General features: G+C 67.5%; 26 protein-coding genes and 1 tRNA gene. 2 read left to right on the top strand and 25 right to left on the bottom strand.

The genetic code is table 11. The features are described 5' to 3' along the window. Positions 1 to 280: 280 nt before the first annotated feature. From GBB76_RS04825 to GBB76_RS04930, 22 genes are all read right to left on the bottom strand, one after another. The gene (locus GBB76_RS04825) at positions 281 to 556 is read right to left on the bottom strand and encodes a DUF1467 family protein (protein WP_152302244.1); all 276 of its coding nucleotides are present in this window, start codon (positions 554 to 556) and stop codon (positions 281 to 283) included. A 9-nt stretch (positions 557 to 565) separates the two neighbouring features. Further along, positions 566 to 970 (bottom strand): methylmalonyl-CoA epimerase, encoded by a 405-nt coding sequence (gene mce / locus GBB76_RS04830; RefSeq protein ID WP_152302245.1) that lies wholly within the window; start codon positions 968 to 970, stop codon positions 566 to 568. A gap of 100 nt (positions 971 to 1,070) precedes the next feature. Continuing rightward, entirely contained in the window at positions 1,071 to 2,699 is a 1,629-nt protein-coding gene (locus tag GBB76_RS04835) for a ribonuclease J (RefSeq protein ID WP_371717111.1), read from the bottom strand. 71 nt (positions 2,700 to 2,770) lie between these two features. Continuing rightward, the gene (locus GBB76_RS04840; RefSeq protein WP_152302247.1) at positions 2,771 to 3,526 is read right to left on the bottom strand and encodes a biotin--[acetyl-CoA-carboxylase] ligase; all 756 of its coding nucleotides are present in this window, start codon (positions 3,524 to 3,526) and stop codon (positions 2,771 to 2,773) included. 2 nt (positions 3,527 to 3,528) lie between these two features. Continuing rightward, a complete protein-coding gene (gene nuoN / locus GBB76_RS04845) occupies positions 3,529 to 4,956 on the bottom strand; it encodes an NADH-quinone oxidoreductase subunit NuoN (RefSeq protein WP_152302248.1) in 1,428 nt (475 codons plus the stop codon). Between the two features lie 31 nt (positions 4,957 to 4,987). Then, complete coding sequence (locus tag GBB76_RS04850) at positions 4,988 to 6,502, bottom strand: NADH-quinone oxidoreductase subunit M (RefSeq protein WP_152302249.1); 1,515 nt, start codon at positions 6,500 to 6,502, stop codon at positions 4,988 to 4,990. Further along, positions 6,502 to 8,433 carry an NADH-quinone oxidoreductase subunit L gene (gene nuoL / locus GBB76_RS04855; protein ID WP_152302250.1) on the bottom strand — a complete coding sequence of 644 codons (1,932 nt, stop codon included), beginning with the start codon at positions 8,431 to 8,433 and terminating at the stop codon, positions 6,502 to 6,504. Before nuoL ends, GBB76_RS04850 begins: the two co-directional genes overlap by 1 nt. A 10-nt stretch (positions 8,434 to 8,443) precedes the next feature. Next, a complete protein-coding gene (gene nuoK / locus GBB76_RS04860; protein ID WP_152302251.1) occupies positions 8,444 to 8,752 on the bottom strand; it encodes an NADH-quinone oxidoreductase subunit NuoK in 309 nt (102 codons plus the stop codon). A 1-nt stretch (position 8,753) separates the two neighbouring features. Then, positions 8,754 to 9,359 carry an NADH-quinone oxidoreductase subunit J gene (locus tag GBB76_RS04865; RefSeq protein WP_152302252.1) on the bottom strand — a complete coding sequence of 202 codons (606 nt, stop codon included), beginning with the start codon at positions 9,357 to 9,359 and terminating at the stop codon, positions 8,754 to 8,756. A gap of 109 nt (positions 9,360 to 9,468) precedes the next feature. Then, complete coding sequence (nuoI, locus tag GBB76_RS04870) at positions 9,469 to 9,957, bottom strand: NADH-quinone oxidoreductase subunit NuoI (RefSeq protein ID WP_152302253.1); 489 nt, start codon at positions 9,955 to 9,957, stop codon at positions 9,469 to 9,471. A 10-nt stretch (positions 9,958 to 9,967) separates the two neighbouring features. Beyond that, a complete protein-coding gene (locus tag GBB76_RS04875; protein ID WP_152302254.1) occupies positions 9,968 to 10,231 on the bottom strand; it encodes a hypothetical protein in 264 nt (87 codons plus the stop codon). A 1-nt stretch (position 10,232) separates the two neighbouring features. After that, positions 10,233 to 11,258 carry an NADH-quinone oxidoreductase subunit NuoH gene (nuoH, locus tag GBB76_RS04880; protein WP_202911205.1) on the bottom strand — a complete coding sequence of 342 codons (1,026 nt, stop codon included), beginning with the start codon at positions 11,256 to 11,258 and terminating at the stop codon, positions 10,233 to 10,235. Between the two features lie 22 nt (positions 11,259 to 11,280). Next, on the bottom strand, positions 11,281 to 13,359 hold the full coding sequence (gene nuoG, locus GBB76_RS04885; protein ID WP_152302256.1) for an NADH-quinone oxidoreductase subunit NuoG: 2,079 nt from the start codon (positions 13,357 to 13,359) through the stop codon (positions 11,281 to 11,283). Positions 13,360 to 13,367: 8 nt separating this feature from the next. Next, positions 13,368 to 14,675 carry an NADH-quinone oxidoreductase subunit NuoF gene (gene nuoF, locus GBB76_RS04890; RefSeq protein ID WP_152302257.1) on the bottom strand — a complete coding sequence of 436 codons (1,308 nt, stop codon included), beginning with the start codon at positions 14,673 to 14,675 and terminating at the stop codon, positions 13,368 to 13,370. Between the two features lie 10 nt (positions 14,676 to 14,685). Next, positions 14,686 to 15,552, bottom strand: coding sequence for an NADH-quinone oxidoreductase subunit NuoE (gene nuoE, locus GBB76_RS04895; protein WP_152302258.1), 867 nt, complete (start codon positions 15,550 to 15,552; stop codon positions 14,686 to 14,688). Positions 15,553 to 15,591: 39 nt separating this feature from the next. Beyond that, a complete protein-coding gene (locus GBB76_RS04900; RefSeq protein WP_152302259.1) occupies positions 15,592 to 16,791 on the bottom strand; it encodes an NADH-quinone oxidoreductase subunit D in 1,200 nt (399 codons plus the stop codon). A 15-nt stretch (positions 16,792 to 16,806) separates the two neighbouring features. Further along, positions 16,807 to 17,421: an NADH-quinone oxidoreductase subunit C gene (locus GBB76_RS04905; RefSeq protein ID WP_152302260.1), complete on the bottom strand. Its 615-nt coding sequence runs from the start codon at positions 17,419 to 17,421 to the stop codon at positions 16,807 to 16,809. A 14-nt stretch (positions 17,422 to 17,435) separates the two neighbouring features. Continuing rightward, positions 17,436 to 18,014, bottom strand: a complete 579-nt coding sequence (locus GBB76_RS04910) for an NADH-quinone oxidoreductase subunit B family protein (RefSeq protein ID WP_152302261.1) — start codon at positions 18,012 to 18,014, stop codon at positions 17,436 to 17,438. Continuing rightward, the gene (locus GBB76_RS04915) at positions 18,005 to 18,370 is read right to left on the bottom strand and encodes an NADH-quinone oxidoreductase subunit A (protein WP_152302262.1); all 366 of its coding nucleotides are present in this window, start codon (positions 18,368 to 18,370) and stop codon (positions 18,005 to 18,007) included. The genes GBB76_RS04910 and GBB76_RS04915 overlap by 10 nt, the downstream gene beginning before the upstream one ends. Positions 18,371 to 18,802: 432 nt before the next feature. Further along, positions 18,803 to 20,221 (bottom strand): sodium:alanine symporter family protein, encoded by a 1,419-nt coding sequence (locus GBB76_RS04920; RefSeq protein WP_162375481.1) that lies wholly within the window; start codon positions 20,219 to 20,221, stop codon positions 18,803 to 18,805. A gap of 241 nt (positions 20,222 to 20,462) precedes the next feature. Then, a tRNA-Asp gene (locus tag GBB76_RS04925) sits at positions 20,463 to 20,539 on the bottom strand. Positions 20,540 to 20,635: 96 nt separating this feature from the next. Beyond that, positions 20,636 to 21,745 carry an AI-2E family transporter gene (locus GBB76_RS04930; protein ID WP_152302264.1) on the bottom strand — a complete coding sequence of 370 codons (1,110 nt, stop codon included), beginning with the start codon at positions 21,743 to 21,745 and terminating at the stop codon, positions 20,636 to 20,638. Positions 21,746 to 21,970: 225 nt separating this feature from the next. On the opposite strand from GBB76_RS04930, the gene GBB76_RS04935 reads away from it, so the two are divergent. Both GBB76_RS04935 and kdsA read left to right on the top strand, forming a co-directional pair. After that, positions 21,971 to 22,981 carry an SIS domain-containing protein gene (locus GBB76_RS04935; RefSeq protein WP_246669097.1) on the top strand — a complete coding sequence of 337 codons (1,011 nt, stop codon included), beginning with the start codon at positions 21,971 to 21,973 and terminating at the stop codon, positions 22,979 to 22,981. 28 nt (positions 22,982 to 23,009) lie between these two features. After that, positions 23,010 to 23,858, top strand: a complete 849-nt coding sequence (kdsA, locus tag GBB76_RS04940) for a 3-deoxy-8-phosphooctulonate synthase (protein ID WP_152302266.1) — start codon at positions 23,010 to 23,012, stop codon at positions 23,856 to 23,858. A 21-nt stretch (positions 23,859 to 23,879) separates the two neighbouring features. On the opposite strand, the gene GBB76_RS04945 is transcribed toward kdsA, so the two are convergent. Genes GBB76_RS04945 through secF form a run of 3 tightly spaced genes read right to left on the bottom strand, consistent with a single transcriptional unit; the run spans position 23,880 to position 26,128 of the window. Beyond that, the gene (locus GBB76_RS04945) at positions 23,880 to 24,752 is read right to left on the bottom strand and encodes a phytoene/squalene synthase family protein (protein WP_152302267.1); all 873 of its coding nucleotides are present in this window, start codon (positions 24,750 to 24,752) and stop codon (positions 23,880 to 23,882) included. Beyond that, positions 24,749 to 25,126 (bottom strand): Mth938-like domain-containing protein, encoded by a 378-nt coding sequence (locus GBB76_RS04950; RefSeq protein WP_152302268.1) that lies wholly within the window; start codon positions 25,124 to 25,126, stop codon positions 24,749 to 24,751. The genes GBB76_RS04945 and GBB76_RS04950 overlap by 4 nt, the downstream gene beginning before the upstream one ends. 45 nt (positions 25,127 to 25,171) lie before the next feature. Then, positions 25,172 to 26,128: a protein translocase subunit SecF gene (gene secF, locus GBB76_RS04955; protein ID WP_152302269.1), complete on the bottom strand. Its 957-nt coding sequence runs from the start codon at positions 26,126 to 26,128 to the stop codon at positions 25,172 to 25,174. Position 26,129 lies beyond the last annotated feature (1 nt).

Raw genomic sequence — 26,129 nt, forward strand, 5'->3', positions numbered from 1 at the left:
AGCCCAATTCTGTTGCAACGCACCATCGATCTATTGCGACGCAAGGATGACAAGGCCGCATTTCTTGATCTATGGTGCCCGCCTCTAGAAAGAGGCCCGCTGATCGCTCTCATGGAGCGCGATGAACGGTCCAAGTCTCGGGAGGAATGACGGCTAAGAAAGCCCCCCGACAGATGCCGAAACGGCACAGAATCGGGTGCGGGCGGCCAGATAAAGCAGGCGGGACCGAGGTCCCGCCTCTTTTTTTGCCCTTGTGCCTGCGGGCTGGGCGCGCGGCGTCCTACTTCAGGTCGTAGACCTTGAACGGCATCGGAAACATGTCGACGTGCAGCCGGCCGGTCTCGACCGCCCAGGCGAATGTCAGCACGATGGCGGCGGCGATCACCGTGGTGATGAGCGCCTTGCGCAGCAGCAGCGGACGCTGGGGCGCGCCCGGCTCGGTGCCGTCCTCGACCGCCCCGTCCTCGTGCTGCGAGCGCACGCCGAACGGCAGGACGGCGAAGATCACCACCCACCAGACGATGAAATAGATCGCGATATAGGTCGTGATGCCCATGGTGACGCGTCAGGCCTGTTCCAGCTCGACAAGGGTGCCGAGAAAATCCTTCGGGTGGAGGAAAAGCACGGGCTTGCCATGGGCCCCGATGCGCGGCTCTCCCGAGCCGAGGACGCGGGCGCCGGCGGCGAGCAGGCGCTCGCGCGCCGCAAGGATGTCGTCCACCTCGTAGCAGACATGGTGGATGCCGCCCTCGGGGTTGCGCTCGAGAAACTTGGCGATCGGCGAATTCTCGCCGAGCGCGCCGAGCAGTTCCACCTTGGTGTTGGGCAGCGCGACGAACACGGTGTTCACGCCGTGCTCGGGCTGGGGAACGACGGCCGACACCTTGCCCCCCAGCGTGTCGCGATAGGTGGCGATGGCGGCGTCGAGATCGGGCACGGCGATGGCCACATGGTTCAGACGACCGATCATTGATGCACGCTCCCCTGCCGTTGCCGGCGCCCCTTGGAGCACGTTCCCCGCGCGAAAGGCATTCAACTTTCGCGGAAGCCGGCGCCCCCGGCGCCCGACGTCATACCGTGATCACCAGCACATGACAGAGCGGCTTCTTGCCCCAGGCCGCGTTGACCGAGCCGCGCACCGCGCGGGTGACGGATTCGGCGACCGCGTCCGGGTCGCGCCGGCGCGGCTTGGGCAGGCTGTCCAGGCAGTCCAGCACCGCATCCTCGACCACCTCGTCGAGCGGCTTGCCGCCGACGCCGCGCTGCGGCAGGCCGGACAGGTCGATCATCGGATCGCCCACCACATCGCCCTTGCCGGTCATGGCGATGGCGACCGAGACCAGCCCGGCAAAGGACATGCGCCGACGCTCGGCGACCGCCGGCTCGGCGGAGCTGATCAGCACGTTGCCGTCCTTGTAGAGCCGCCCGTAAGGCAGTTCCTCGATCACCTCGGCGGAGGCGGACGGATCGGCGCTGATGAGGCGCACCACGTCGCCGTCGACGATGCGGACGACCTCGCGCGCGCCCATGCGGCGGGCGAGCTCGGCATGCTCGGCCAGATGCAGCGGCTCGCCATGCACGGGGATCGCCACCTGCGGCCGCAGCCACTGGTACATCTGCTCCAGTTCGCCCCGGCGCGGATGGCCGGAGACGTGCACGAGCGCGTCGCGGTCGGTGATGATCTTCACACCCTGAAGCACCAACGCGTTGATGATGCGGTTCACCGCCCGCTCATTGCCCGGAATGGTGCGCGACGAGAAGATCACATGATCGCCCGGCGAGAGCGCGATCTCGGGATGGTCGTCATCGGCGATGCGCGCCAGCGCCGCGCGCGGCTCGCCCTGGCTGCCGGTGAGAATGGCGACCACCTTGTCGCGCGGCAGGAAGCCATAGGCGTCGGCCGGCCGGAACGGCGGCAGGCCGTCGAGCATATGCTGCTCACGCGCCACCGAGACCACGCGCTCCATGGCGCGTCCGACCAGCACCACCTCGCGGCCGTTCTTCATCGCCGCCTCGGCGATGGAGCGCACGCGCGCGACGTTGGAGGCGAAGGTCGTCACCGCCACCCGGTTCGGGGCGGCGGCGATCATCTCGCCCAGCACCTGCTGCACATCCGTTTCCGACGGCGAGATGCCATCACGGAAGGCGTTGGTGGAATCGCAGACGACCGCGCGCACGCCCTCGTCGCCCAGCGCCGAGAAGCGCGCCGGATCGGTAATGTTGCCCACGACCGGCGTCGGGTCGATCTTCCAGTCGCCGGTATGCACCACGAGGCCGAGCGGCGTGCGGATGGCGAGCGCATGGCTGTCGGGGATGGAATGGGCGACGGGCAGGAACTCGACGTCGAAGGGACCGATCTTGGTCCGCCCGCCGGTCGGCACGACGTGGAAGGGAATCTTCGGCGCGCCCGGCTCGCCCAGCCGCCGGACCTCGGCGAGCGCATGGGTGAAGGGCGTCGTGTAGACCGTGCAGCCCAGACGCGGCCAAAGGTCGACAAGCCCGCCAATATGGTCCTCGTGCCCGTGCGTGATGACGAGGCCGACCAGATTGCCCGCCTCCGCCTGGTCCTCGAGGAACGACACGTCCGGCATGATGATGTCGATGCCGGGAATCTCCGGCGACGCGAAGGCAATGCCGAGATCCACCGCCAGCCATTTGCGCCGGTTGCGCGGGCCAAGACCGTAAAGCCCGAGATTCATGCCGATCTCGCCAACCCCACCGAGGGGGGCGAAGACGAGCTCGTCCGGCCACTTGCTCACATTAATGCCTTTCACACTGCCGCCGTCGACGAGGGGAACACGTCGCCGGCGCTGATCTTGTCGCGCGTTCCGTCCGCCCGGCGCAGCACCATAGCACCCGACGGGTCGAGCGCCTCGAATACACCTTCGATCTGCCGGTCGGCCAGCCGCACCGTCACAGCACGGCCAATGCCGGTCGCCCGCAGCAGCCACGCCTCGCGCACCCCGGCAAAACCGCCCTGCCCGGCCCAGTCGGCCAGCCGGGCGCGCATCGCGGTGTCGAGCGCGGCGAGCATCGCCGGCGGTTCGGTAGGATAGCCCGCCGCGGCGAGGTCCGTCGTGGGATAAGGCGTATCGGCCGGGTGATGCGCGCAATTGACGCCGAAGCCGATCACCGTGGCGATGCCGCCATCGGGGCGTACCGCCCCTTCCAGCAGGATGCCCGCCAGCTTGGCGCCGTCGATCATCACGTCATTGGGCCATTTCAGGCCGATGCGCAGCGGGTCGATGCCCGAGACGGCCCGCACGGCATCGTAGAGGGCCAGCGCCGCCACGAAGCACAGCTCCGGCTGGCGCGAGGCCGGGCCGGCGTCGGTCAGCAGCAGGGAGGCATAGAGATTGCCGGGTTCGGATGCCCAGGGGCGCCCGCGCCGGCCCCGCCCGCCGCTCTGGCGCTCGGCGACGAACCAGCATGGCGACGGCCCGTCCATGCGGGCCAGCGCCTCGGCATTGGTGGAGCCGACCGTCTCGAAGCGGACGACCGGCGTCGCACCGGAGGGAGGCGCCATTCTCAGAAGAGCGCCCGTGCCGCCGCACCCGCCGCCGACAGGATCGGGCCCGGATAGACGAAGAACAGCAGGGTGAACAGGCCCGACACCGCCAGCACCGCCCGCAGCTCCGACGGCATCGGCTCGAAGGCCGGCGCCGGCTCGTCGAAGTACATCACCTTGACGATGCGCAGATAATAGAACGCGCCGACCACGCTGGTGAGCACGCCGATGACGGCGAGCGTGTAGAGCCCCGCCTCGATCGCCGCGAGGAAGACGTAGTACTTGGCGAGGAAGCCGGCCAGCGGGGGAATGCCGGCGAGCGAGAACATCAGCGCGGCGAAGAAGAACGCCTTCACCGGGCTGGTGCGGGCAAGCCCGGCCAATTCGTCATAGTTCTCGACCACGCCGTCCTTGCGGCGCATCGACAGGATGCAGGCGAAGGTGCCCAGCGTCATCGCCATGTAGACGGTGAGGTAGATCAGCACGCCGCGCACGCCCTGCTCGGTGCCGGCGGCGAGGCCGACCAGCGCGTAGCCCATGTGGCCGATCGAGGAATAGGCCATCAGGCGCTTGAGGTTGCGCTGGCCGATGGCCGCGAACGAGCCCAGCGCCATCGAGGCGATGGAGACGAAGACGACGATCTGCTGCCACTGATGCGCCACGTTGGGCAGCGCCTCCAGCGCGAAGCGCACGAACACCGCCATGGCCGCAATCTTCGGGGCGGCGGCGAAGAACGCCGTCACCGGCGCCGGGGCGCCCTCATAGACATCAGGCGTCCACATGTGGAACGGCACCGCCGAGACCTTGAAGCACAGGCCCGCGAAGGTGAACACGATGCCGAAGATCAGGCCGAGCGAGGGCTCGCGCGCCACCTCGGCGATCCGGGCGAAGTTCACCGAGCCGGTGAAGCCGTAGATGAGCGACGCGCCGTAGAGGAACATGCCGGAGGAGAGCGCGCCGAGCACGAAGTACTTCAGGCCCGCCTCGGTCGAGCGCACCGAGTCGCGGTTGTTGGCCGCGATCACATAGAGCGCCAGGCTCATCAGTTCGAGGCCCATATAGAGCGCGATCAGGTCGCCGGCCGAGATCAGCATCATCATGCCGAGCGTCGAGAGCAGCACAAGGATCGCGTATTCGAAGCGGCTCTGCTTCTCGATCTTCAGCCAGTCGACCGACATGGCCAGCGCGCCGCCGGCGCCGAGCAGCGTCAGCACCTTCAGGAAGCGGCTGTATTCATCGACCTGGAACGCGCCGTTGAACAGGCTGGCATGCGCCGGCCCGAGGATGACCAGCACGAGCGCCGCGAACAGCGCCGCCAGAGCGAGGCCATTCACGGTGTCCGTCGACTTCGGACCGACGAAGGCGCCGAACAGAAGCAGCAGGATGGCGGAAACGGCCAACAGCAGTTCGGGCAGCGCGGGGCCGAGCGCGGCGAGGGTAAGGGTCATCGAAGAGGCTCCGCGAGGGTCATGTGTCGGTTCAGTGCAGCACGAGGGCGGCGGCCTTTACGGCGCCGGCCGCGACGTCGGCGCGCGCGACGATCGCACTGACCGCCACGTCGCAGGCATCGAGGATCGGCTGCGGCCAGACACCGAACAGAATGGTGAAGAACAGCAGCGGGACGAGCGAGGCCATCTCACGCGGGGTGACGTCGAGCAGCCCCTTGAGGCTGTCCTTCTCCAGCGGCCCGAAGATCACCCGGCGATAGAGCCAGAGCGCGTAGGCGGCCGAGAGGATCACGCCGGTGGTGGCGAAGAAGGCGACCCAGGTGTTGCGCCCGAACACCGCCAGCAGCGTCAGGAATTCGCCGATGAAGCCCGAGGTGCCCGGCAGGCCGACATTGGCCATGGTGAACACCATGAACACCGTGGCGTAGATCGGCATGCGGTGGACGATGCCGCCATAGGCGGCGATCTCGCGGGTGTGCATGCGGTCGTAGATCACGCCCACGCAGAGGAACAGCGCACCCGAGACGAAGCCGTGGCTCACCATCTGGAACACCGCGCCCTGGATGCCTTCCTGGGTCAGCGTGAAGATGCCCATGGTCACGTAGCCCATATGGGCGATGGACGAATAGGCGATCAGCTTCTTGATGTCCTCCTGCATCAGGGCGACCAGCGAGGTGTAGACGATCGCGATCACCGAGAGCGTGAAGACGAACGGCGCGAAATAGGCCGAAGCGTCCGGGAACATGGGCAGGCTGAAGCGCAGGAAGCCGTAGCCGCCCATCTTGAGCAGGATGCCCGCCAGGATGACCGAGCCGGCGGTGGGCGCCTCGACATGGGCGTCGGGCAGCCAGGTGTGCACCGGCCACATCGGCATCTTCACCGCAAAGGAGGCGAAAAAGGCCAGCCATAGCCAGGTCTGCATGCCCTCCGGGAAGTCGAACTTCAGCAGCGCCGCGATATCGGTGGTGCCGGCCTGCCAGTACATCGCCATGATGGCGAGCATCATGAGCACCGAGCCGGCAAGCGTGTAGAGGAAGAACTTGAACGTCGCGTAGATGCGCCGCTTGCCGCCCCATATGCCGATGATGAGGAACATCGGGATCAGGCCGCCTTCGAAGAAGAAGTAGAACTGCAGCAGGTCCAGCGACGAGAAGGTGCCGATCATCAGCGTCTCGAGCACCAGGAAGCAGATCATGTACTCCTTGACGCGCACATGGATCGACTCCCAGCTGGCGAGGATGCACATCGGCATCAGCAGCGTGGTGAGCAGCACGAAGGGCATCGAGATGCCGTCGACGCCCATGCGGTAGGCGGCGAACTCGCCGAGCCACGGGCTGTGCTCGACGAACTGGAACTCCTGGCCCGAGGCATCGAAGCCGACCAGCAGAAGCAGCGAGATGACGAAGGTGACGAGGGTCGCCCACAGCGCCACCCAGCGGGCGTTGCGCTGCGCCACCTCGTCGTCGCCACGGATCATCAGGACGATGAGCAGCGCGCCGACGAGCGGCAGGAAGGTGACGACGGAGAGAATGGGCCAGTCGTACATCAGTGCGCGCCCCCGAACATGAACCACGTGATGAGGGCCGCGACGCCCACCAGCATCACGAACGCGTAGTGGTAGAGATAGCCGGTCTGGAGCCGCACGACGCGGTGGGTGACGTCGATCACCCGCGCCGAGACACCGTTGGGGCCGTAGCCGTCGATGAAGCGGATGTCGCCCTGCTTCCAGAGGAAGTTGCCGAGCCACTTGATCGGACGCACGAACAGGAAGTCGTAGATCTCGTCGAAGTACCACTTGTTGAGCAGGAAGCGGTACAGCACGTCGTTCTGCTTCGCGAGCGCCTTCGGCACCGACGTATTGGCGATGTACATCCAGTACGCGAACGCGAAGCCCAGCGCCATCATCACCGTCGGCGCCCATTTGGCCCAGCCGGGAATGTGGTGCATCTCCTCGAGGATCTTGTTCTCCGGCCCCATGAAGATCGCTTCGCGGAAGAAGTGATCCACGTCGTGGCCGACGAAATAGGGGAAGAGGATCCCGCCGGCGAACAGCGCGCCGAGCGAGAGCACGCCGAGCGGGATCAGCATGGTCAGCGGCGATTCATGGGCGTGGTCGTAGGTGTGGTGATCCGCCCGCGTCTCGCCGTGGAAGGTCATGAACATCTGCCGCCAGGTGTAGAAGGCGGTGAGCGCCGCCGCCGCCACCGTCATCACCCACGCATAGGTCGCGAATGGGCTGTGGCTGACGAAGGCGGTCTCGATGATGGCGTCCTTCGAGAAATAGCCCGAGGTGAAGGGGAAGCCGGTGAGCGCGAGGCCGCCGATCATCATGGTGGCGTAGGTGAACGGGATCTTCCGCCACAGGCCGCCCATGTGGCGCATGTCCTGCTCATGGTGCATGGCGGTGATGACCGAGCCGGCGGCGAGGAACAGCAGCGCCTTGAAGAAGCCGTGCGTGAGCAGGTGGAACACGCCGACCGAATAGGCGCCCGTGCCGAGGCCGACGAACATGTAGCCGAGCTGCGAGCAGGTCGAGTAGGCGATGACGCGCTTGATGTCGTTCTGCACGCAGCCGATCGTCGCCGCGAAGAAGGCGGTCGAGGCGCCGACGAAGAGCACGACGTTGAGCGCGGTCTGCGACAGCTCGAACAGCGGCGACAGCCGCGCCACCATGAACACGCCGGCCGTCACCATGGTCGCCGCATGGATCAGCGCGGAGACCGGGGTGGGGCCTTCCATCGCGTCCGGCAGCCAGGTGTGCAGGCCGAGCTGGGCCGACTTGCCCATGGCGCCGATGAACAGCAGCAGGCAGATGACGGTCGGCGCGTGCCACTCATGGCCGAGGAACAGGATGTTCTTGTCCATCAGCGAGGGCGCGGCGGCGAAGACCTGCTCGAAGGCGACCGAGCCGGTCATCAGGAACACGGCGAAGATGCCGAGCGCGAAGCCGAAATCGCCGATGCGGTTGACGATGAACGCCTTCATCGCCGCGGCGCAGGCCGAGGGCTTGTCGTACCAGAAGCCGATCAGCAGGTAGGAGGCGAGACCGACGCCCTCCCAGCCGAAGAAGAGCTGCACGAGGTTGTCGCTCGTCACCAGCATCAGCATGGCGAAGGTGAAGAGCGAGAGATAGGCGAAGAAGCGCGGCCGGCTCGGATCCTCGTGCATGTACCCCATCGAGTAGAGGTGCACGAGCGAGGACACGGTGGTCACGAGGATCAGCATGACCGCGGTGAGCGAGTCGACCCGGATCGCCCAGGTCACGTCGACGCCGCCGGACGAGAACCAGGTGAACAGCTCGACCACGCCGTCCTGTCCGCCGAAGGTGGTCTTGAAGAACACGATCCACGCGAAGAAGGCCGAGACGAAGAGCAGCCCGGTCGTGATCAGCTCCGAGGCGCGCGCGCCGATCAGCCGGCCGAACAGGCCGGCGATGACGAAGCCGATCAGGGGGAGAAAGACGATCGCCTGATACATGACTGCCCGCTCAGCCCTTCATGGTGTTGATGTCCTCGACGGCGATCGATCCGCGATTGCGGTAGAACACCACGAGGATGGCAAGGCCGATGGCGGCCTCGGCGGCGGCGACCGTCAGCACGAACAGGGCGAAGACCTGGCCGATGATATTGCCGAGGAAGACCGAGAAAGAGACGAGGTTGATGTTCACCGCCAGCAGGATCAGCTCCACCGACATCAGGATGACGATGACGTTCTTCCGGTTGAGGAAGATGCCCAGCGTCCCCAGCGTGAACAGGATGGCGGCGACGGTCAGGTAGTGCGAAAGGCCGATCACCATCTCAGAGCCCCTTTCCGGAGGGCACCTTGACGACGTCGATCGCCATCTCCCGGGTGCGCGCATTCTGGACCGGAATGCTCTGGCGCTTGACGTTCTCCTTGTGGCGGAGGGTCAGCACGATGGCACCGATCATGGCGACCAGCAGGATGAAGCCGGCCGCCTGGAAGAAGTAGACATAGTCCGTGTAGAGCACGCGGCCGATCTGCACCGCGTTGGAAACCTCGGGCGCCTTCGCGGCGACCGCGCCGGTGACGCCCTCGCCGAAGCTCCACGACCCCACCACCAGCACCAGCTCGGCGAGGAAGATGAAGCCGATCAGCGCGCCGACCGGCAGGTACTGCAGGAAGCCCTGGCGAAGCTCGACGAAATCGACGTCGAGCATCATCACCACGAACAGGAACAGCACCGCGACCGCGCCGACATAGACCACGATCAGCAGCATCGCGATGTACTCGGCGCCGATCAGGATGAACAGGCCGGAGGCGTTCACGAAGGTCAGGATCAGGAACAGGACGGAGTGCACCGGGTTGCGCGACGCGATGACCATGAAGGCCGAGGCGACAGCGACACCCGCGAACAGGTAGAAGAACAGCGCAGCGAGGCTCATGCCCGGCACTCCCAGATCGTCCCCAGCCGCGCCTTCCTGGCGGGCGCGGCGCGAAGAGCCTTAGCGGCCCGTATCGTTACGGTCGTCACGTCCCCAGTCCCCCGCGCGCTCAACGGTACGGCGCGTCAAGCGCGATGTTGCGCGCGATCTCGCGCTCCCAGCGGTCGCCGTTGGCGAGCAGCTTGGCCTTGTCGTAATAGAGTTCCTCGCGCGTCTCGGTGGCGAACTCGAAGTTCGGCCCCTCGACGATGGCGTCCACCGGGCAGGCTTCCTGGCAGAAGCCGCAGTAGATGCACTTCACCATGTCGATGTCGTAACGCGTGGTGCGGCGGGTGCCGTCGTTGCGGCGCGGGCCGGCCTCGATGGTGATGGCCTGCGCCGGGCAGATCGCCTCGCACAGCTTGCAGGCGATGCAGCGTTCCTCGCCGTTCGGGTAGCGGCGCAGCGCGTGCTCGCCACGGAAGCGCGGGCTGACCGGCCCCTTCTCGAACGGGTAGTTCAGCGTCGCCTTCGGCTTGAAGAAATAGCGCATGGCCAGGAAGAACGCCGAGACGAACTCGGTGAGCAGCAGCTGGCGTGCGGCCAGGTCCAACCTCATGTCGCTCTCCTCACTCGGCCATGCCGACGGCGAGGCCAAAGCCCACCAGCGGCATCGAAACGGCGAAGACGCGGATGACCGTCTTCCACCAGGAAATCACGCCCTCGAGCTGATCGGCGTTCAGCTTGCGGGCTTCGCGGGAACCGCGGATCGACGTCTCGACGACGCGCGGGAGAATGAACCATTCCAGCAGCCCGAACAGGCCGCCGGCGAGCGCCCCCATCCAGCCGATGGCGGAGGCTTCCATAAGGGCGTGGAGGGTGCCCTCGCTCATCTCAGCCTCCCGCCGCCGCAAAGCCGCCGAAGTGCAGCACGCTGGCCACGATCACCACCATCGCCAGCGAGATCGGCAGGAACACCTTCCAGCCGAGCCGCATGAGCTGGTCATAGCGGTAACGCGGGACCATTGCCTTCACCATGGCGAACATGAAGAAGACCAGCAGAACCTTGAGCAGGAACCAGACGATGCCCGGCACCCAGGTGAAGGGGGCCATCGGCACCGGCGGCAGCCAGCCGCCGAGGAAGAGGATCGTCGTCAGCGCGCACATGGTCATGATCGCCACGTACTCGCCGAGCATGAACATCATGTACGGGGTGGAGCCGTACTCCACCATGAAGCCCGCCACCAGCTCGGATTCCGCTTCGCCAAGATCGAAGGGCGGGCGGTTCGTCTCGGCCAGCGCCGAGATGAAGAAGATCACGAACATCGGGAACAGCGGCAGCCAGTACCAGCCCAGCACGCCCCATTCCGAATTCTGCGCCTCGACGATGGCGGAGAGGTTCAGCGAGCCGGCGCACAGCAGCACGGTGACGATGACGAAGCCGATGGAGACTTCGTAGGACACCATCTGCGCCGCCGCGCGCAGCGCCGACAGGAAGGGGTACTTCGAGTTCGAGGCCCAGCCGCCCATGATCACGCCATACACGCCGAGCGACGAGATGGCGAAGATGTAGAGCACGCCGACATTGATGTCCGCCACCACCCAGCCGGCGTCGATCGGCACCACCGCCCAGGCGGCGAGCGCCAGCAGGCAGGTGACGAAGGGGGCCAGCAGGAACACGCCCTTGTTGGAGCCGTCCGGAATGACCGGCTCCTTGAGGACGAACTTGATGAGGTCGGCGAAGGACTGGAACAGGCCGAACGGCCCGACCACGTTCGGGCCCCGGCGCAGCTGCACGGCCGCCCAGATCTTGCGGTCGGCCAGCAGCACATAGGCGACGACGATCAGCAGGCCGACCAGCAGCGCGAGGCTCTGGGCGACGATGATGATCACCTGGATGAGGGTGTCGAGCCAGCTCATTTCGGTCATGCTCTCCCTCCCCTCACTCGGCCGCCGCCGCGAGGCGGCTATGCGCGAGCGCGGAACATTCGGCCATTACGGCGGACGCGCGGGCAATCGGATTGGTGAGGTAGAAATCGGTGACGGCGGCCTTGAACGGGCCGCTGGCCGGCGTGCCGGTGGTGCCCGCGAGGGCGATCACCGCCGCCGCGTCGGCCGGCTCGAAATGGTCGACCCGCGCGAGGTGCGGATAGGCCTTGTAGAGCGCGGCACGCAGTTCGCCGAGGCTGTCGAAAGGCAGGCGCTGGCCGAGCGCGTCGGAGAGCGCGCGCAGCACCGCCCAGTCCTCGCGGGCCTCGCCCGGCGGGAAGGCGGCGCGATTGGTGAGCTGCGCCCGCCCTTCCGTGTTCACATAGGTGCCGGACTTCTCGGTATAGGCCGCACCGGGAAGGATCACGTCGGCGCGATGGGCGCCGCGGTCGCCATGGGTGCCGAGATAGACCACGAAGGCGCCGGGGGCGATGTCGATCTCGTCCGCGCCAAGCGAGAACAGCACGTCGACGCCGCCCGGATTGGTCATCGCCACCGCGTCGAGCCCGCCCTCGCCCGGCACCGCGCCGATGTCGAGCGCGCCCACGCGGGAAGCAGCGGTATGCAGGACGCTGAAGCCGTTCCAGCCGTCCTTGACCGCGCCGACCGCCACCGCGAGCCGCGCCGCCAGCGCCAGCACCGCCGCCCCGTCCGCACGGGCGAGAGCGCCCTGCCCGACCAGGATGAGCGGGCGCTGGGCGCCCTTGAGCGTGTCTGCGAAGGTCCCGCTGCCCACGAGATCCAGCAGCGTGTCGGAGCCGGCGCCGAGATAGTCATAGGGGTAGGTCAGGTCGACATGTTCGCCGATCAGCCCGATGGGGAAATTGCCCTGCAGCCAGCGCTTGCGGATGCGGGCGTTGAGCACGCTCGCCTCGAGGCGCGGGTTGGAACCGATGATCAGCAGTGCGTCGGCCTGCTCGATGCCGGCGATGCCGGCGTTGAACAGGTAGGAGGCGCGCCCGAGCGAGGGATCGAGCTTGGCGCCGTCCTGGCGCGCGTCGATATTGGCCGAGCCGAGGGCCGCCAGCAGCGACTTGAGCGCGAAGGCTTCCTCGACCGAGGCGAGATCGCCGACGAGGCCGCCGATGCGGTTGCCCGGCACGCCCTTCACCTTCGCGGCGATGGCGGCGAAGGCCTCGGGCCAGCTCGCCGCCTTCAGCTTGCCGCCCACGCGCACATAGGGGCGGTCGAGGCGCTGGGTCTTCAGCCCGTCCCAGATGTAGCGAGTCTTGTCGGAGATCCACTCCTCGTTCACGTCCTCATTGAGACGCGGGAGGACGCGCATGACCTCGCGGCCGCGCGTGTCGATGCGGATGTTGGAGCCGACCGCGTCCATCACGTCGACGGATTCGGTCTTCACCAGCTCCCACGGGCGGGCGTGATAGGCGTAGGGGCGCTGGGTGAGCGCGCCGACCGGGCACAGGTCGGCGACGTTGCCCTGCAGTTCCGAGGAGAGCGCCGCCTCGAGATAGGTGGTGATCTCCATGTCCTCGCCGCGCCCGATGGCGCCGAGTTCGGCCACGCCCGCCACCTCGGTGGTGAAGCGCACGCAGCGGGTGCACTGGATGCACCGGGTCATGGAGGTCTTGATCAACGGGCCGATATACTTGTCCTCGACCGCGCGCTTGTTCTCGGCATAGCGGGAGGTGTCCACGCCATAGGCCATGGCCTGGTCCTGCAGGTCGCACTCGCCGCCCTGGTCGCAGATCGGGCAGTCCAGCGGGTGGTTGATGAGCAGGAACTCCATCACCCCTTCGCGCGCCTTCTTCACCATGGGCGACTTGGTGAGGATGACGGGCGGCTCGCCATTCGGGCCGGGGCGCAAGTCGCGCACATTCTGGGCGCAGCTCGCGGTCGGCTTGGGCGGGCCGCCCTTCACCTCGACAAGACACATGCGGCAATTGCCGGCGATCGACAGGCGCTCGTGGAAGCAGAAGCGCGGAATTTCCGCGCCAGCCGCCTCGCACGCCTGGAGCAGCGTGTACTCCGGCGGAACATCAAGCTCGATGTCGTCAACGATGATCTTGGCCATGATGCTCTCTACTCCGCCGCGACCGGAACCGGGACGGGATCGGAATGCGGGTTCGCCGCATACTGGTCGATCCGCCGCTCGATCTCGGAACGGAAATGCCGGATCAGGCCCTGCACCGGCCACGCCGCCGCGTCGCCGAGCGCGCAGATGGTGTGGCCCTCGACCTGCGTCGTGACCTGAAGCAGCAGGTCGATCTCGCGCTTCTGCGCGCGGCCCTCGACCATGCGGTCGAGCACGCGCCACATCCAGCCGGTGCCCTCGCGGCACGGCGTGCACTGGCCGCAGCTCTCATGGCGGAAGAAGTAGGAGATGCGGGCGATGGCCTTCACCACGTCGGTGGAGCGGTCCATCACCAGCACGCCGGCGGTGCCGAAGCTCGACTTCACCGCGCGGCAGCCGTCGAAGTCCATGATCAGGTCGGCACACTGGTCGGCCGGGACGATCGGGCAGGACGCGCCGCCGGGGATGATCGCCAGCAGATTGTCCCAGCCGCCTCGCACGCCGCCGCCATGCTTCTCGATCAGCTCCTTGAACGGAATGCCCATCGCCTCCTCGACGACGCAGGGCGTGTTCACATGGCCGGAGATGCCATAGAGCTTGGTGCCGACATTGTTCGGGCGGCCGATGGAGGAGAACCACGCCGCGCCGCGCCGCAGGATGGTCGGCGCCACCGCGATGGACTCGACGTTGTTGACCGTCGTCGGGCAGCCATACAGGCCCACATTGGCCGGGAACGGCGGCTTGAGGCGCGGCTGGCCCTTCTTGCCCTCGAGGCTCTCCAGCAGCGCGGTTTCCTCGCCGCAGATATAGGCGCCGGCGCCGTGGTGGACGAAGACGTCGAAGTCCCAGCCATGCACGTTGTTCTTGCCGATCAGCCGGGCCTCATAGGCCTGGTCGACTGCCGCCTGCAGGTTCTCGCGCTCCTGGATGAACTCGCCGCGCACATAGATGTAGGCGGCATGCGCGCCCATGGCGAAGCCGGCGATCAGGCAGCCCTCGACCAGATGGTGCGGGTCGTGGCGCAGGATTTCGCGATCCTTGCAGGTGCCCGGCTCGGACTCGTCGGCGTTGACAACGAGGTAGTGCGGGCGCCCGTCATTGTTCTTCGGCATGAACGACCACTTGAGGCCGGTCGGGAAGCCGGCGCCGCCGCGCCCGCGCAGGCCCGAGGCCTTCATGTGCTCGATGATCCAGTCGCGCCCGGCGTCGAGAATGGTCTTGGTGCCATCCCACGAGCCGCGCTTCAGCGCGCCCTGCAGCCCCCAGTCATGGTGGCCGTAGATGTTGGTGAAGATGCGATCCTTGTCGGCAAGCATGGTTCGCTCCTCAATCCACCTTGCCGCCCGGGGGCGGCGCGACGGGCTTGGACGGCTTCTCGCTATCGGCATTGCCGGCGGCCTCGACCGCCTTGGCGGGTGGCGGCGCGGCAGGAGCCGGATCGCTCTTCGGCGGGGCCGGAGGCGCAGCGGCAGCCGCGGCCGGGGGCGGCGCGGGCGGCGTGGCGGCCCCGTTGGCGCGCGCGGCAATCGCCTCGCGGGCGAGCGCGAGACCCGCGCCCTGCCCGACCATGGAGCCGTCGAACAGTTCCGGCGAGGTCAGCACGCGCAGGCCGGTGACCGGCGCCGAGGTGACGCGGCCGTTCTGCGGGCCGGGCGTCGGGTGCTCGCCGCGCTCGAAGGCGTCGAGAATCTTCTCCAGATCCTCAGGAGTCAGGTCCTCGTAGACGTCCTTCCACACCTGCACCATCGGCGCGTTTACGCAGGTGCCCGCGCACTCCACCTCTTCCCAGGACAGCGCGCCGTTCTCGGAGACGTGGAACGGCTCCTCATGGATGCGCCGCTGGCAGACCTTGATGAGGTCGCCGGCGCCGCGCAGCATGCAGGGCGTGGTGCCGCAGACCTGGATATGCGCCTTGGCGCCCACCGGGTTGAGCTGGAACTGGGTGTAGAAGGTGGCGATCTCGTAGACGCGGATCGGTGCCATGCCGAGCATGTCGCCGACATAGCGCATCGCCGGCTCGGAAACCCAGCCGCCCGCCTGCTCCTGCGCGCGCATGAGCAGCGGGATCACCGCGCTGGCCTGACGGCCGGCCGGGTATTTCGCGATGGTCTTCTCGGCCCAGGCGAGATTCTCAGCCGTGAAAGCAAAGCTCTCGGGCTGAACCGCCTTTGGCGCAAGCCTACGGACAGACATGCCGTACCCTTCCGATCGAACCGCCAGCCCCTGCGGGACTCAGCGGTCCACTTCTCCGAACACGATGTCCAGCGACCCGAGGATCGCCGAGACGTCCGCGAGCATGTAGCCGCGGCAGAGGAAATCCATCGCCTGAAGATGCGCAAAGCCGGGTGCGCGGATCTTGCAGCGATAGGGCTTGTTGGTGCCGTCGGCGACGAGATAGACGCCGAACTCGCCCTTGGGCGCCTCGACCGCGGCGTAGACATCGCCGGCGGGGACGTGGAAGCCCTCGGTGTAGAGCTTGAAGTGATGGATCAGCGATTCCATCGAGCGCTTCATCTCGCCACGCTTGGGCGGGACGATCTTGTTGTCGACCGCCGAGACCGGGCCGGTCTCCTTCAGCAGGCGCTCGCAACACTGGCGCATGATGTAGGCCGACTGCCGCATCTCTTCCATGCGGATGCAGTAGCGGTCGTAATTGTCGCAGTTCTTGCCGATCGGGATCGAGAAATCGAGCTCGTCATAGCACTCGTAGGGCTGCGAGCGGCGCAGGTCCCACTTGGCGCCCGAGCCGCGCACCATCACGCCGGAGAAGCCCCACGCCCACGCGTCCTCCAGCGACACGATGCCGATATCGACATTGCGCTGCTTGAAGATGCGGTTGTCGGTGAGCAGCCTTTCAAGGTCGTCCATGAAGGCCGGGAAGGTGTGCGTCCAGGCGAGGATGTCCTCGACGAGCTGGCGCGGCAGGTCCTGATGGACGCCGCCGGGCCGGAAATAGGCCGCATGCATGCGCGAGCCGGAGGCGCGCTCATAGAACACCATGAGCTTCTCGCGCTCCTCGAAGCCCCACAGCGGCGGGGTGAGCGCGCCGACGTCGAGCGCCTGCGTCGTCACGTTCAGCATGTGGGAGAGGATGCGGCCGATCTCGGAATAGAGCACGCGCACGAGCTGGCCGCGCCTGGGCACCTCGATCTCCAGCAGCCGTTCCACCGCGAGGCAGAAGGCGTGCTCCTGGTTCATCGGCGCGACATAGTCGAGCCGGTCGAAATAGGGCACGGCCTGAAGATAGGTCTTGGCCTCGATCAGCTTCTCGGTGCCGCGATGGAGCAGGCCGATATGCGGGTCGACGCGCTCGACGATCTCGCCGTCGAGTTCGAGGATGAGGCGCAGCACGCCGTGCGCAGCCGGATGCTGCGGACCGAAATTGATCTGGAAGTTGCGGACGTTGGGGTCGATCTTGCCGGGTGCGTTCATCGCTCGGACCTCGCCTCAGCCCGCCTTCGGGGCGGTTGCCTTCTCGTCGCCCGGGAGCACGTATTCGGGCCCCTCCCACGGCGACAGGAAGTCGAAGTTGCGGAACTCCTGGGCGAGCTTCACCGGCTCGTAGACCACGCGCTTGCGCTCGTCGTCATAGCGCACCTCGACGAAGCCGGTAGTCGGGAAGTCCTTGCGCAGCGGATAGCCGTCGAAGCCGTAATCGGTGAGGATCCGGCGCAGCTCGGGATGGCCCGAGAACAGGATGCCGTACATGTCGAACGCCTCGCGCTCGAACCAGAAGGCGCCCGGGAACACCGCCGTGGCGGAGGCGACCGGGGTCGTCTCGTCGGTGGCGACCTTGATGCGCACGCGGGCATTCAAGGTGGGCGACATCAGGTGGTAGACCACGTCGAAACGCTTGTCGCGCTTGGGGTAGTCCACGCCGCACACGTCGATGAAGCTGACGAAGCGGCTGGACGGGTCGTCGCGCAGGAAGGTGAGCACGCGGATCACCTGCGCGGCGTCAGCGACCAGCGTCAGCTCGCCATGTGCGAACACGACCTCCTCGATCGCGCCGGGGAGGGCTTCCTGCACATGCGCGCCCAGCTCTTTCAGCGTCTCGTCCATTTCGCCTCGAACCCTCAGCGCTCGATCGTTCCGGTGCGGCGGATCTTCTTCTGCAGCAGCAGCACGCCGTACAGCAGCGCCTCCGCCGTCGGAGGACAGCCGGGAATGTAGATGTCCACCGGCACGATGCGGTCGCAGCCGCGCACGACGGAATAGGAATAGTGGTAGTAGCCGCCGCCATTGGCGCAGCTGCCCATCGAGATGACGTAGCGCGGCTCCGGCATCTGGTCGTAGACCTTGCGCAGCGCCGGGGCCATCTTGTTGGTCAGCGTGCCGGCCACGATCATCACGTCGGACTGGCGCGGAGACGCGCGGGGAGCGAAGCCGAACCTCTCCACGTCGTAGCGCGGCATCGAGGTCTGCATCATCTCGACCGCGCAGCAGGCGAGACCGAAGGTCATCCACATCAGCGAGCCGGTGCGCGCCCAGTTGATGAGCTCGTCCGTCGCGGTGACCAGGAAGCCCTTGTCGGCCAGCTCCGCATTGATCTCGACGAAGAACGGATCGGTCGCGCCGACCGGCCTGCCCGTGTTGGGGTCGATGATTCCCCTGGCCGCCGGGGCGACGAGAGGGCTATTCGCGCTCAATCCCATTCGAGCGCTCCCTTCTTCCACTCGTAAACGAAACCGACGGTCAGCACGCCGAGGAACACCATCATCGACCAGAAGCCGAAGCCGCCCAGCTCCCGGAACGTAATCGCCCAGGGAAACAGGAATGCGACTTCAAGGTCGAAAATGATGAAGAGGATGGAGACCAGATAGAACCGGACGTCGAACTTCATGCGCGCGTCGTCGAACGCATTGAAGCCGCATTCATAGGCCGACATCTTCTCCGGATCGGGCCGGCTGAAGGCGACCAAGAACGGCGCGACGAGAAGCGCGAGACCGATGACCGCCGAAACGCCGATGAAGATGACGACGGGCAGATAATCCTGCAGCAGGCTGCTCATGGATGGGATCCTCCCGTGCCAGCATACGTCATCGATGGTGCTATCGCAGTTGCGAAATATTCAAAGCACGCGGCAGGCTTATCGCACCGTTCTGACCGAGGCAAGGGCATCCGGGGCCAATCGCGTCGGTCTGGTATACAGAATTCACAGCTTGCAGGCGAGCATTGCGCCGCCGAGGGCATCTCGCTGTCAACGCGTGTAGATTCTAGGCAATCAACAGAACGCGTCGCTTAAAACTGGCGCCCCGCGCGTCACCGCGCCCGGGCAAACCGGCACGCCGCGCGCGGCGGCACCGGCACCCCGCTCGGGCGCGTCACCGCGCCGCGCTCCCGCAGGCGATGCCCGTCGGCGGCCGGGAGCCGCCCGGCCGCTCAGCGGACATTTCAGCCGAGGGCCCGCCGGCGGCGCGAATCTCCCGCCGGCGGGCGTATCTCAGGGCCGGCTCCAGATGTCGGGGTCGATCTGCCCGGCGAGGTCCGGCATCGAACTCGCGGTGAAGCGCGGCTTCTTGCCGGCCCGACGCTGCTCGAGATAGTCGCGGGTGAGCCGCGCCACGAGGCCGGAGAGCAGGACGATGGCGATCAGGTTCACCGTCGCCATCAGGCCCATGGAGGCGTCGGCGGCGTTGAAGACGGTCGCGACCGATTCATAGGCGCCCCAGACCACCATCGCGAGCACCGCCAGCCGCAGCACCGCCCGGCCGGAGCGGCCGCCGACGCCGAGATAGACCAGCGCGTTCTCGGCATAGGAGTAGTTGCCGATGATCGAGGTGAAGGCGAAGAAGAAGATCGCCACCGCCACGAAATAGGGCCCGACCCAGCCGATGTGATGGCTCATCGCCGCCTGGGTAAGCTGCGTGCCCGTCAGGCCCGAGCCCGGCACCAGCGCACCCGACAGCAGGATCAGCAGCGCCGTCGCCGTGCAGATCAGGATGGTGTCGATGAACACGCCCAGCGACTGCACGAAGCCCTGGCTGACCGGGTGATGCGGATCGGGCGTGGCGACGGCGGCGATGTTCGGCGCCGAACCCATCCCGGCCTCGTTCGAGAACAGGCCGCGCTTGACGCCGTTCAGCATGGCCGCCGCCACCGATCCGGCGACGCCGCCGGCTGCCGAGCCGAATCCGAACGCGCTCTCGAAGATGAGCCCGAAGACGGCGGGAACCTCGCTGAGGTTCATGAACACCGCGAACAGCGCGACGCCGAGATAGCCCACCGCCATGAACGGCACCACGATCTCCGCCACGCGGGCGATGGTGGCGATGCCGCCGAAGATGATCACGCCGGTCATTGCCGCCAGGATCATGCCGCTGGTGAGCTTCGGCATGCCGAACGCCCCCTCCATCGCGTCGGCGATCGAATTGGCCTGCACCGCGTTGAAGACGAGGCCGAAGGACAGGATGAGGCAGACCGAGAACACCGCCCCCGCCCACGGCGCCTTCAGCCCCCGGGCGATGTAGAAGGCCGGGCCGCCACGATAGTGCCCCTCCTCGTCCTTGATCTTGTAGAGCTGCGCCAGCGTGCTCTCGGCGAAGGCGGTGGCCATGCCGAGCCCGGCGACGATCCACATCCAGAAGATCGCCCCGGGACCGCCGAGATAGAGCGCCACCGCGACGCCGGCGATGTTGCCCGTGCCCACGCGCGAGGCGAGGCTGGTGCAGAGCGCCTGGAACGGCGTGATGCCGGCGTGGTCGCTCTCGGACGCCCCCATCACCGAACGGATCATCTCAGGAAAGTGGATGATCTGGACCAGCCTGAGCCGCACCGTGAAATAGATGCCCACGGCGAGCAGGCCGTAGATCAGCACATAGCCCCAGAAGATCGTGTTCAGGAAATCAATGATCGTGTCCATGACTGCCCCCTCGCCGGTAACCCCACGCCGATGATAGGGGGCGAAATGCCGGCGGCGCGACTGTGTCAGGCCAATGACGCACAGGCATTTCGCGTCATGAAGGGCAAAAAAGGTGCAAACCCTGCCCTGCCCTCCCCACGCCGGCCTCGAGCCTGCTGAGCGGCGCCCGTCGACGTGGCGGCACGCGGACATGCCGACAGGCGATGCGGTGGTCTGGCGGGGATGAGGTAGGGGAATTGAATGGCGGGAGTGACGGGGCTCGAACCCGCGACCTCCGGCGTGACAGGCCGGCGCTCTAACCAACTGAGCTACACCCCCAACGACGGGCCGTTGGGCCGCGCGTCGAGTGCGGCGGGTGTTAAGGCAGCCCCCGCCGGGTGTCAAGCGTGTCCACCCGGCTTCCCACGATTAGTATCAGCCGGGCAGTTGCGGACGCCGCCGCGCGAGCATGCCGTCGACGAGCGCCATGGCCGCGATCAGCAGCGGCACCGAGAGGAATGTGCCGGCCGGGCCCCACAGCCAGGTCCACAGCGCCATGGAGAGGAATACCGCGAACGGATTGAGCGACACGCGCCGGCCGACGATCAGCGGCGAGAGGAACTGCCCCTCTATGCTGGTGATGACGAGGAAGGCGACCGCCGGCAGCAGCGCCTGCACCAATCCGGGGAAGGTCACGATTCCCGCCAGGGCAAGAATCACCGTCATCACCGCCGGGCCGACATAGGGAATGTAGTTGAGCACGCAGGCCAGCACCGCCCACAGGAGCGGATTCGGCAGGCCGAGCGCCCAGGTCATCGCGCCCGTGGCGACGCCGAGGCCGATATTGATGAAGGTCGCGGTGACGAGATAGGCGCCCAGCCGCCCCTCGATCTCGCGGAACACCCGCAGCGTGGCGAGCCGGGTCGTGCGGGGTGTCATGACCTTCACCACCCGGCGCTTGATCTGCACGCGCCCGGCCAGGAAGAACAGCAGCGAGCCGAGGAACAGGATGAACTCGCCGATCAGCGGCGTCACCAGCGTGACCACGCTCTCCAGCATCTGCGAATCGGCCACCTCCACCACCATCGGCGGCTCGGCGACGCGGCCGATGGACTGGATCGAACCGACGAAGGAGGAGATGGTCTGAAGACCCGGCTTCAGCGCGGCGAAGCGATCCTGAAGGATGCCGCCGATTTCCGGTCCGCGCGCGATCCAGTCGGCGAGCGGGCCGGCCAGCGCCAGCGCCGTGCCGTAGAGAAGGCCGATCATCGCCGCCACGATGAACGTCGCGCCGAGTGCGGTCGGAATGCCCCGGCGCGACATGCCCTCGATCGCCGGGCCGATGACGCTGCCGATGATCACCGCCGCGACGATCGGGATCAGCACCGCCCGCGCCACCACCAGGGCGGCGGCGAGAATGACGACGCAGGCGGCGATGACCGCGACCTGCGTGACCCGTCGCCACAGGCGCTCATTGCGGCCCTCCACCGGGCCGAGAGGCGGAGCGCCGCCTGCCGCGTCCCTGACGCTCCGCACCATGTTCATTCACCACCCCCGACGGACCGCGCCATGCGCCGCCGGTCACAACGTGGCCGGGCGGTGTTCGGTTCCCGCCGCGGCGTTCGCGCACGCCTCGCCCGCGCCTCGCCCGCCCCTCTCCATTGCATCCCGGACGATTGGCGCTTATTGACCGGCGGGCGTGGCCCTGACGGGCGCACCGGGGCGTTCGCGCCGGCCGGTCGCCGCAAGCAAGGGAGAATGGCCTTGGGCGTGGCCCAGTCGCAGAACATTTCCGTCACCGACGCGCCCCGCCGGGACGAGGCGCTGCGCGAGAGCGTGCGCCGCACCCTCGTCATCGAGGCCAAGGGCCTCGCCGCCCTCAGCGCATCGGTCGAGGGCGAGCTGGGTGATGCCATCGAGCGCGCGACCGGCCTCATCGAAGGGGCGCGCGGGCGCGTCATCGTCACCGGCATGGGCAAGAGCGGCCATATCGGCCGCAAGCTCGCCGCCACCCTCGCCTCCACCGGCACCCCGGCCCTGTTCCTGCACGCCGCCGAGGCGAGCCATGGCGATCTCGGCATGGTAACGCCGGACGACGTGCTGCTCGCCATCTCCTGGTCCGGCGAGACCGCCGAGCTTGGCGACGTGGTGCATTATGCCCGCCGCTTCGCCGTGCCGCTGCTCGCCATCACCTCCAATGCCGACAGCACGCTGGGCCGCGCCGCCGACGTCGCGCTGGTGCTGCCGCGCGTCGAGGAGGCCTGCCCCAACGGTCTCGCCCCCACCACCTCCACCCTGATGCAGCTCGCCCTCGGCGACGCGCTGGCGGTGGCGCTGCTGGAGCGGCGCGGCTTCTCGGCCTCGGATTTCCGCATTTTCCATCCCGGCGGCAAGCTCGGGGCGCGGCTGCTCAAGGTCGCCGACCTCATGCACCAGGACACCGAGATGCCGTTGGTGCAGATCGGCACGCCGATGAGCGAGGTGCTGATCGAGATCACCGGCAAGCGATTCGGCTGCTGCGGCGTCGTCGACGACGCGGGCCGGCTCGCCGGCATCGTCACCGATGGCGACCTGCGCCGGCACATGGGCGGCGATCTGCTCGCCCTGCCGGTCGAGGACGTCATGACGCGCGCCCCGCTCGTCGTGCGTCCGGCCGACCTCGCCAGCGCCGCTCTGGGGCTGATGAACCGCCGGCCGGTAACGGTCGTCTTCGCGGTCGCCGAGGACGCGCCGGTCGGCATCCTCCATATCCACGACATCCTGCGCGCCGGCGTGCTCTGACGCCGCGCCCCTCCCGAGGAACGATCCCATGAGCGGCGAGCGCGCCAATTCCGTTGTGTCCGTCGGCAATGTGCGCTTCGGCAACGACCTGCCGCTGGCGCTGATCGCCGGCCCCTGCCAGATGGAAAGCCGCGAGCACGCGCTCGAATGCGCCGCCGCGATCAAGGAGATCGCGGTCCGGCGCGGCATCGGCGTGGTGTTCAAGACATCCTTCGACAAGGCCAACCGTACCTCGATCAAGGGCGCGCGCGGCATGGGCATGGAAGCCGCCCTGCCCGTTTTCGCCGAGATCCGCGAGCGCTACGGCATGCCGGTACTGACCGACGTGCACGAGAACGACCAGTGCGCGCCCGTCGGCGAGGTGGTCGACATCCTCCAGATTCCCGCCTTCCTGTGCCGCCAGACCGACCTTCTGATCGCCGCTGCCGCCACCGGCCGGACGGTGAACGTCAAGAAGGGCCAGTTCCTGGCGCCGTGGGACATGAAGAACGTGGTGGCCAAGCTCACCGAGAGCGGCAACTCCAACGTGCTCGTCACCGAGCGCGGGGTCTCCTTCGGCTACAACACGCTGGTCACCGACATGCGGGCGCTGCCGATCATGGCGGAGACGACCGGCGCGCCGGTGATCTTCGACGCCACCCATTCGGTGCAGCAGCCGGGCGGGCAGGGCACCTCCTCCGGCGGCCAGCGCGAATTCGTGCCGGTGCTGGCGCGGGCGGCAGTGGCGGTCGGCGTCGCCGGCGTCTTCGTCGAGACCCATCCCGACCCGGACAAGGCCCCGTCGGACGGGCCGAACATGGTCCCGCTCAGCCAGTTCGAGGACCTGATCGCGCGGCTTCAGGCCTTCGACCGCGTCGCCAAGGGCACGTCGAACTGAACTGAACTGATCCGGGGCGGCCTAGCCGCCCTTCGCCGCCCGCCGCAGGGCCCCCGCCCCGCGCCAGAGCCGCCACAGGCGGCCGAGCGCGGAGGTCGCCGGCACGGAGCGGAACGGGTCGTGCGGCCGCTCCAGCGCCGCCAGATCGCCCGGAACCAGCATCAGGGGCAGGAAGGCCGGCAGTTCGGCCGGCGCGACGCCGGAGAGTGCCTCCAGCGCCGCCTCGTAATGGCGCCGCGCCAGCGCGCGCAGATCGCCGAGCGCGGCCGCCAGTGCCGGGCTCGTGCGCCCCGAGACGGCATCGTCCCGCGTCAGCCCATGCGCCTTCAGCACATCCAGCGGCACATAGCACTGGCCGCGCCGGGCATGGATGGGAAAGCTGCGCAGCATGCCCGTCACCGCATAGGCGACGCCGGCATGGCCGGCCGCCTCGGCGGAAGCGGCCCCGGCGCTGCCTGAGAGAATCAACGTCGCCAGCCGGATCAGGGCCGAGGACGTCTCCCCGGCATAGCCCTCAAGGTCGTTCACCGTCGGCATCGGGTCGTCGTAGAGATCGAAGATGCGCGCGTCGAGCAGCGCGAAGAAGGTCTCGCGCGGCAGGCGGTAGGTGTCGATCGCGTCGAGCAGGGCGCCGGCGACCGGGTTGGCGCGCACGTCGCCGCGCCCGTTGCCGATCAGCGCCTCGCTCCACCATTGCAGCCGCACCTCGCCCGCCATCGGGTTGGTGATGGCCTCGCGCACCCGCGACACCTCGATGTTGAAGGCGTGCAGGGCGAACAGCGCGCCGCGCCGGTCCGCCGGGGCGAACAGGTCGGCGATGTAGCGGTCGCGGTCGAGGTCGCGGACGAGAGCGGCGCAGTAGTCGGCCGCCGGCATCGGGCCGGAGGCGCTCATGGCAGCGCCAGCAAGGCGGCGGCGACGGCGCGCCCTTCCGCCAGCAGCACGTTGTAGGTGGAGGCCGCCGCGCGGGTCGGCATCGCATCGGCCGCGATGCCGGCGTCACGCAGCCGCCAGCGCAGCGCATCCGGAATCGGCCACGGGTCCAGCCCGGTGCCGATGATCAGCAGCTCGATGACGCCCGCCTGCGCGAGCACGGGCGCGAGCGCTGCCGCATCGATCTCGCCGGGCGCGCGCGGCGCCCAGGCGTGAATCCCGCTCGGCAAAGCGAGGACGGAGCCGTCCGAGGCCATGCCGGCGAAATGGAACGAGCCCCGGCCATAGCCGTCGATCGGCACCTGGTACGGCAGATGGGCGTCTGCTGTCGCCATCGGCGTTCCCTCACCCGCTCTCGCTCTGTCCGGCGGCGCCTGCCGTCAGGGCGCGAGACGCTCGACCTTGGACGCGGCTTCCTTCTCCGCACGCTCGGCCAGCGTGCGCGTGGTCACGCCGAGATAGATCAGCAGCGGCGAGGCGATGAAGATGGAGGTGTAGGTGCCGACCAGCACCACGCCGAACATCATCGTGACCGAGAAGGAATGGATCGCCCGGCCGCCAAACAGCACCAGTGCCAGCAGCGCCAGCGTGACGGTGACATGGGTGATCACCGAGCGCGAGAGCGTGGAGTTGATCGACGCGTTCAGCAGCTCGTCCGTCGGCATCTTCTTGTAGCGACGCAGCATCTCGCGGATGCGGTCATAGATGACGATGGTGTCGTTCAGCGAGTAGCCGAGAATGGTCAGCAGGGCCGCGACGCTGGTCAGGTCGAAGTCGATCCGGAAGATCGCCATGAACCCGATGGTCAGCACGATGTCGTGGAAGTTGGCGATCGAGGCGCCGAGTGCGAACTGCCACTCGAAGCGGAACCACAGATAGATGAGGATCGCGACCACGGCGAGCATCAGGCCGACGATGCCGTAGCTCAGCAGTTCCTGCGAGACGCGCGGGCCGACTACCTCGATGCGGCGGTACTCGACCCCCTCGCCGAGCGTGGCGCGGACCCTGCCGACCACGGCCTGCTGCGCTTGCTCGCCGCCCGGCTGCTGGGCGACGCGGATCAGCACTTCGCCGTCGCTGCCGATCTCCTGGATCTGCACCTCGCCGAGATCGAGCGCCTCCAGCTTGGAGCGCACGTCGGCGATGTTCAGCGTGCTGTTCGGGTAGCGCACCTCGAGCAGCGTGCCGCCCTTGAAGTCAATGCCGAAATTCAGCCCGAGCGTGAGGAAGGCCGCCAGCGCCACGATCGACAGCAGCGCCGAGATCGGGAAGCTGATGCGCCGGAAGCGGATGAAGTCGAATGTCGTGTCGTCCGGTACGATGCGGAGCAGACGCATG

It is taken from the genome of Ancylobacter sp. TS-1 (genome assembly GCF_009223885.1).
Lineage (GTDB): Bacteria > Pseudomonadota > Alphaproteobacteria > Rhizobiales > Xanthobacteraceae > Ancylobacter.

Coding starts and splice junctions, on each gene's coding strand:
- GBB76_RS04825 (WP_152302244.1), bottom strand. CDS start 556: ATGGGCATCACGACCTATATCGCGATCTATTTCATCGTCTGGTGGGTG.
- mce (WP_152302245.1), bottom strand. CDS start 970: ATGATCGGTCGTCTGAACCATGTGGCCATCGCCGTGCCCGATCTCGAC.
- GBB76_RS04835 (WP_371717111.1), bottom strand. CDS start 2,699: ATGAATCTCGGGCTTTACGGTCTTGGCCCGCGCAACCGGCGCAAATGG.
- GBB76_RS04840 (WP_152302247.1), bottom strand. CDS start 3,526: ATGGCGCCTCCCTCCGGTGCGACGCCGGTCGTCCGCTTCGAGACGGTC.
- nuoN (WP_152302248.1), bottom strand. CDS start 4,956: ATGACCCTTACCCTCGCCGCGCTCGGCCCCGCGCTGCCCGAACTGCTG.
- GBB76_RS04850 (WP_152302249.1), bottom strand. CDS start 6,502: ATGTACGACTGGCCCATTCTCTCCGTCGTCACCTTCCTGCCGCTCGTC.
- nuoL (WP_152302250.1), bottom strand. CDS start 8,433: ATGTATCAGGCGATCGTCTTTCTCCCCCTGATCGGCTTCGTCATCGCC.
- nuoK (WP_152302251.1), bottom strand. CDS start 8,752: ATGGTGATCGGCCTTTCGCACTACCTGACCGTCGCCGCCATCCTGTTC.
- GBB76_RS04865 (WP_152302252.1), bottom strand. CDS start 9,359: ATGAGCCTCGCTGCGCTGTTCTTCTACCTGTTCGCGGGTGTCGCTGTC.
- nuoI (WP_152302253.1), bottom strand. CDS start 9,957: ATGAGGTTGGACCTGGCCGCACGCCAGCTGCTGCTCACCGAGTTCGTC.
- GBB76_RS04875 (WP_152302254.1), bottom strand. CDS start 10,231: ATGAGCGAGGGCACCCTCCACGCCCTTATGGAAGCCTCCGCCATCGGC.
- nuoH (WP_202911205.1), bottom strand. CDS start 11,258: ATGAGCTGGCTCGACACCCTCATCCAGGTGATCATCATCGTCGCCCAG.
- nuoG (WP_152302256.1), bottom strand. CDS start 13,359: ATGGCCAAGATCATCGTTGACGACATCGAGCTTGATGTTCCGCCGGAG.
- nuoF (WP_152302257.1), bottom strand. CDS start 14,675: ATGCTTGCCGACAAGGATCGCATCTTCACCAACATCTACGGCCACCAT.
- nuoE (WP_152302258.1), bottom strand. CDS start 15,552: ATGTCTGTCCGTAGGCTTGCGCCAAAGGCGGTTCAGCCCGAGAGCTTT.
- GBB76_RS04900 (WP_152302259.1), bottom strand. CDS start 16,791: ATGAACGCACCCGGCAAGATCGACCCCAACGTCCGCAACTTCCAGATC.
- GBB76_RS04905 (WP_152302260.1), bottom strand. CDS start 17,421: ATGGACGAGACGCTGAAAGAGCTGGGCGCGCATGTGCAGGAAGCCCTC.
- GBB76_RS04910 (WP_152302261.1), bottom strand. CDS start 18,014: ATGGGATTGAGCGCGAATAGCCCTCTCGTCGCCCCGGCGGCCAGGGGA.
- GBB76_RS04915 (WP_152302262.1), bottom strand. CDS start 18,370: ATGAGCAGCCTGCTGCAGGATTATCTGCCCGTCGTCATCTTCATCGGC.
- GBB76_RS04920 (WP_162375481.1), bottom strand. CDS start 20,221: ATGGACACGATCATTGATTTCCTGAACACGATCTTCTGGGGCTATGTG.
- GBB76_RS04930 (WP_152302264.1), bottom strand. CDS start 21,745: ATGAACATGGTGCGGAGCGTCAGGGACGCGGCAGGCGGCGCTCCGCCT.
- kdsA (WP_152302266.1), top strand. CDS start 23,010: ATGAGCGGCGAGCGCGCCAATTCCGTTGTGTCCGTCGGCAATGTGCGC.
- GBB76_RS04945 (WP_152302267.1), bottom strand. CDS start 24,752: ATGAGCGCCTCCGGCCCGATGCCGGCGGCCGACTACTGCGCCGCTCTC.
- GBB76_RS04950 (WP_152302268.1), bottom strand. CDS start 25,126: ATGGCGACAGCAGACGCCCATCTGCCGTACCAGGTGCCGATCGACGGC.
- secF (WP_152302269.1), bottom strand. CDS start 26,128: ATGCGTCTGCTCCGCATCGTACCGGACGACACGACATTCGACTTCATC.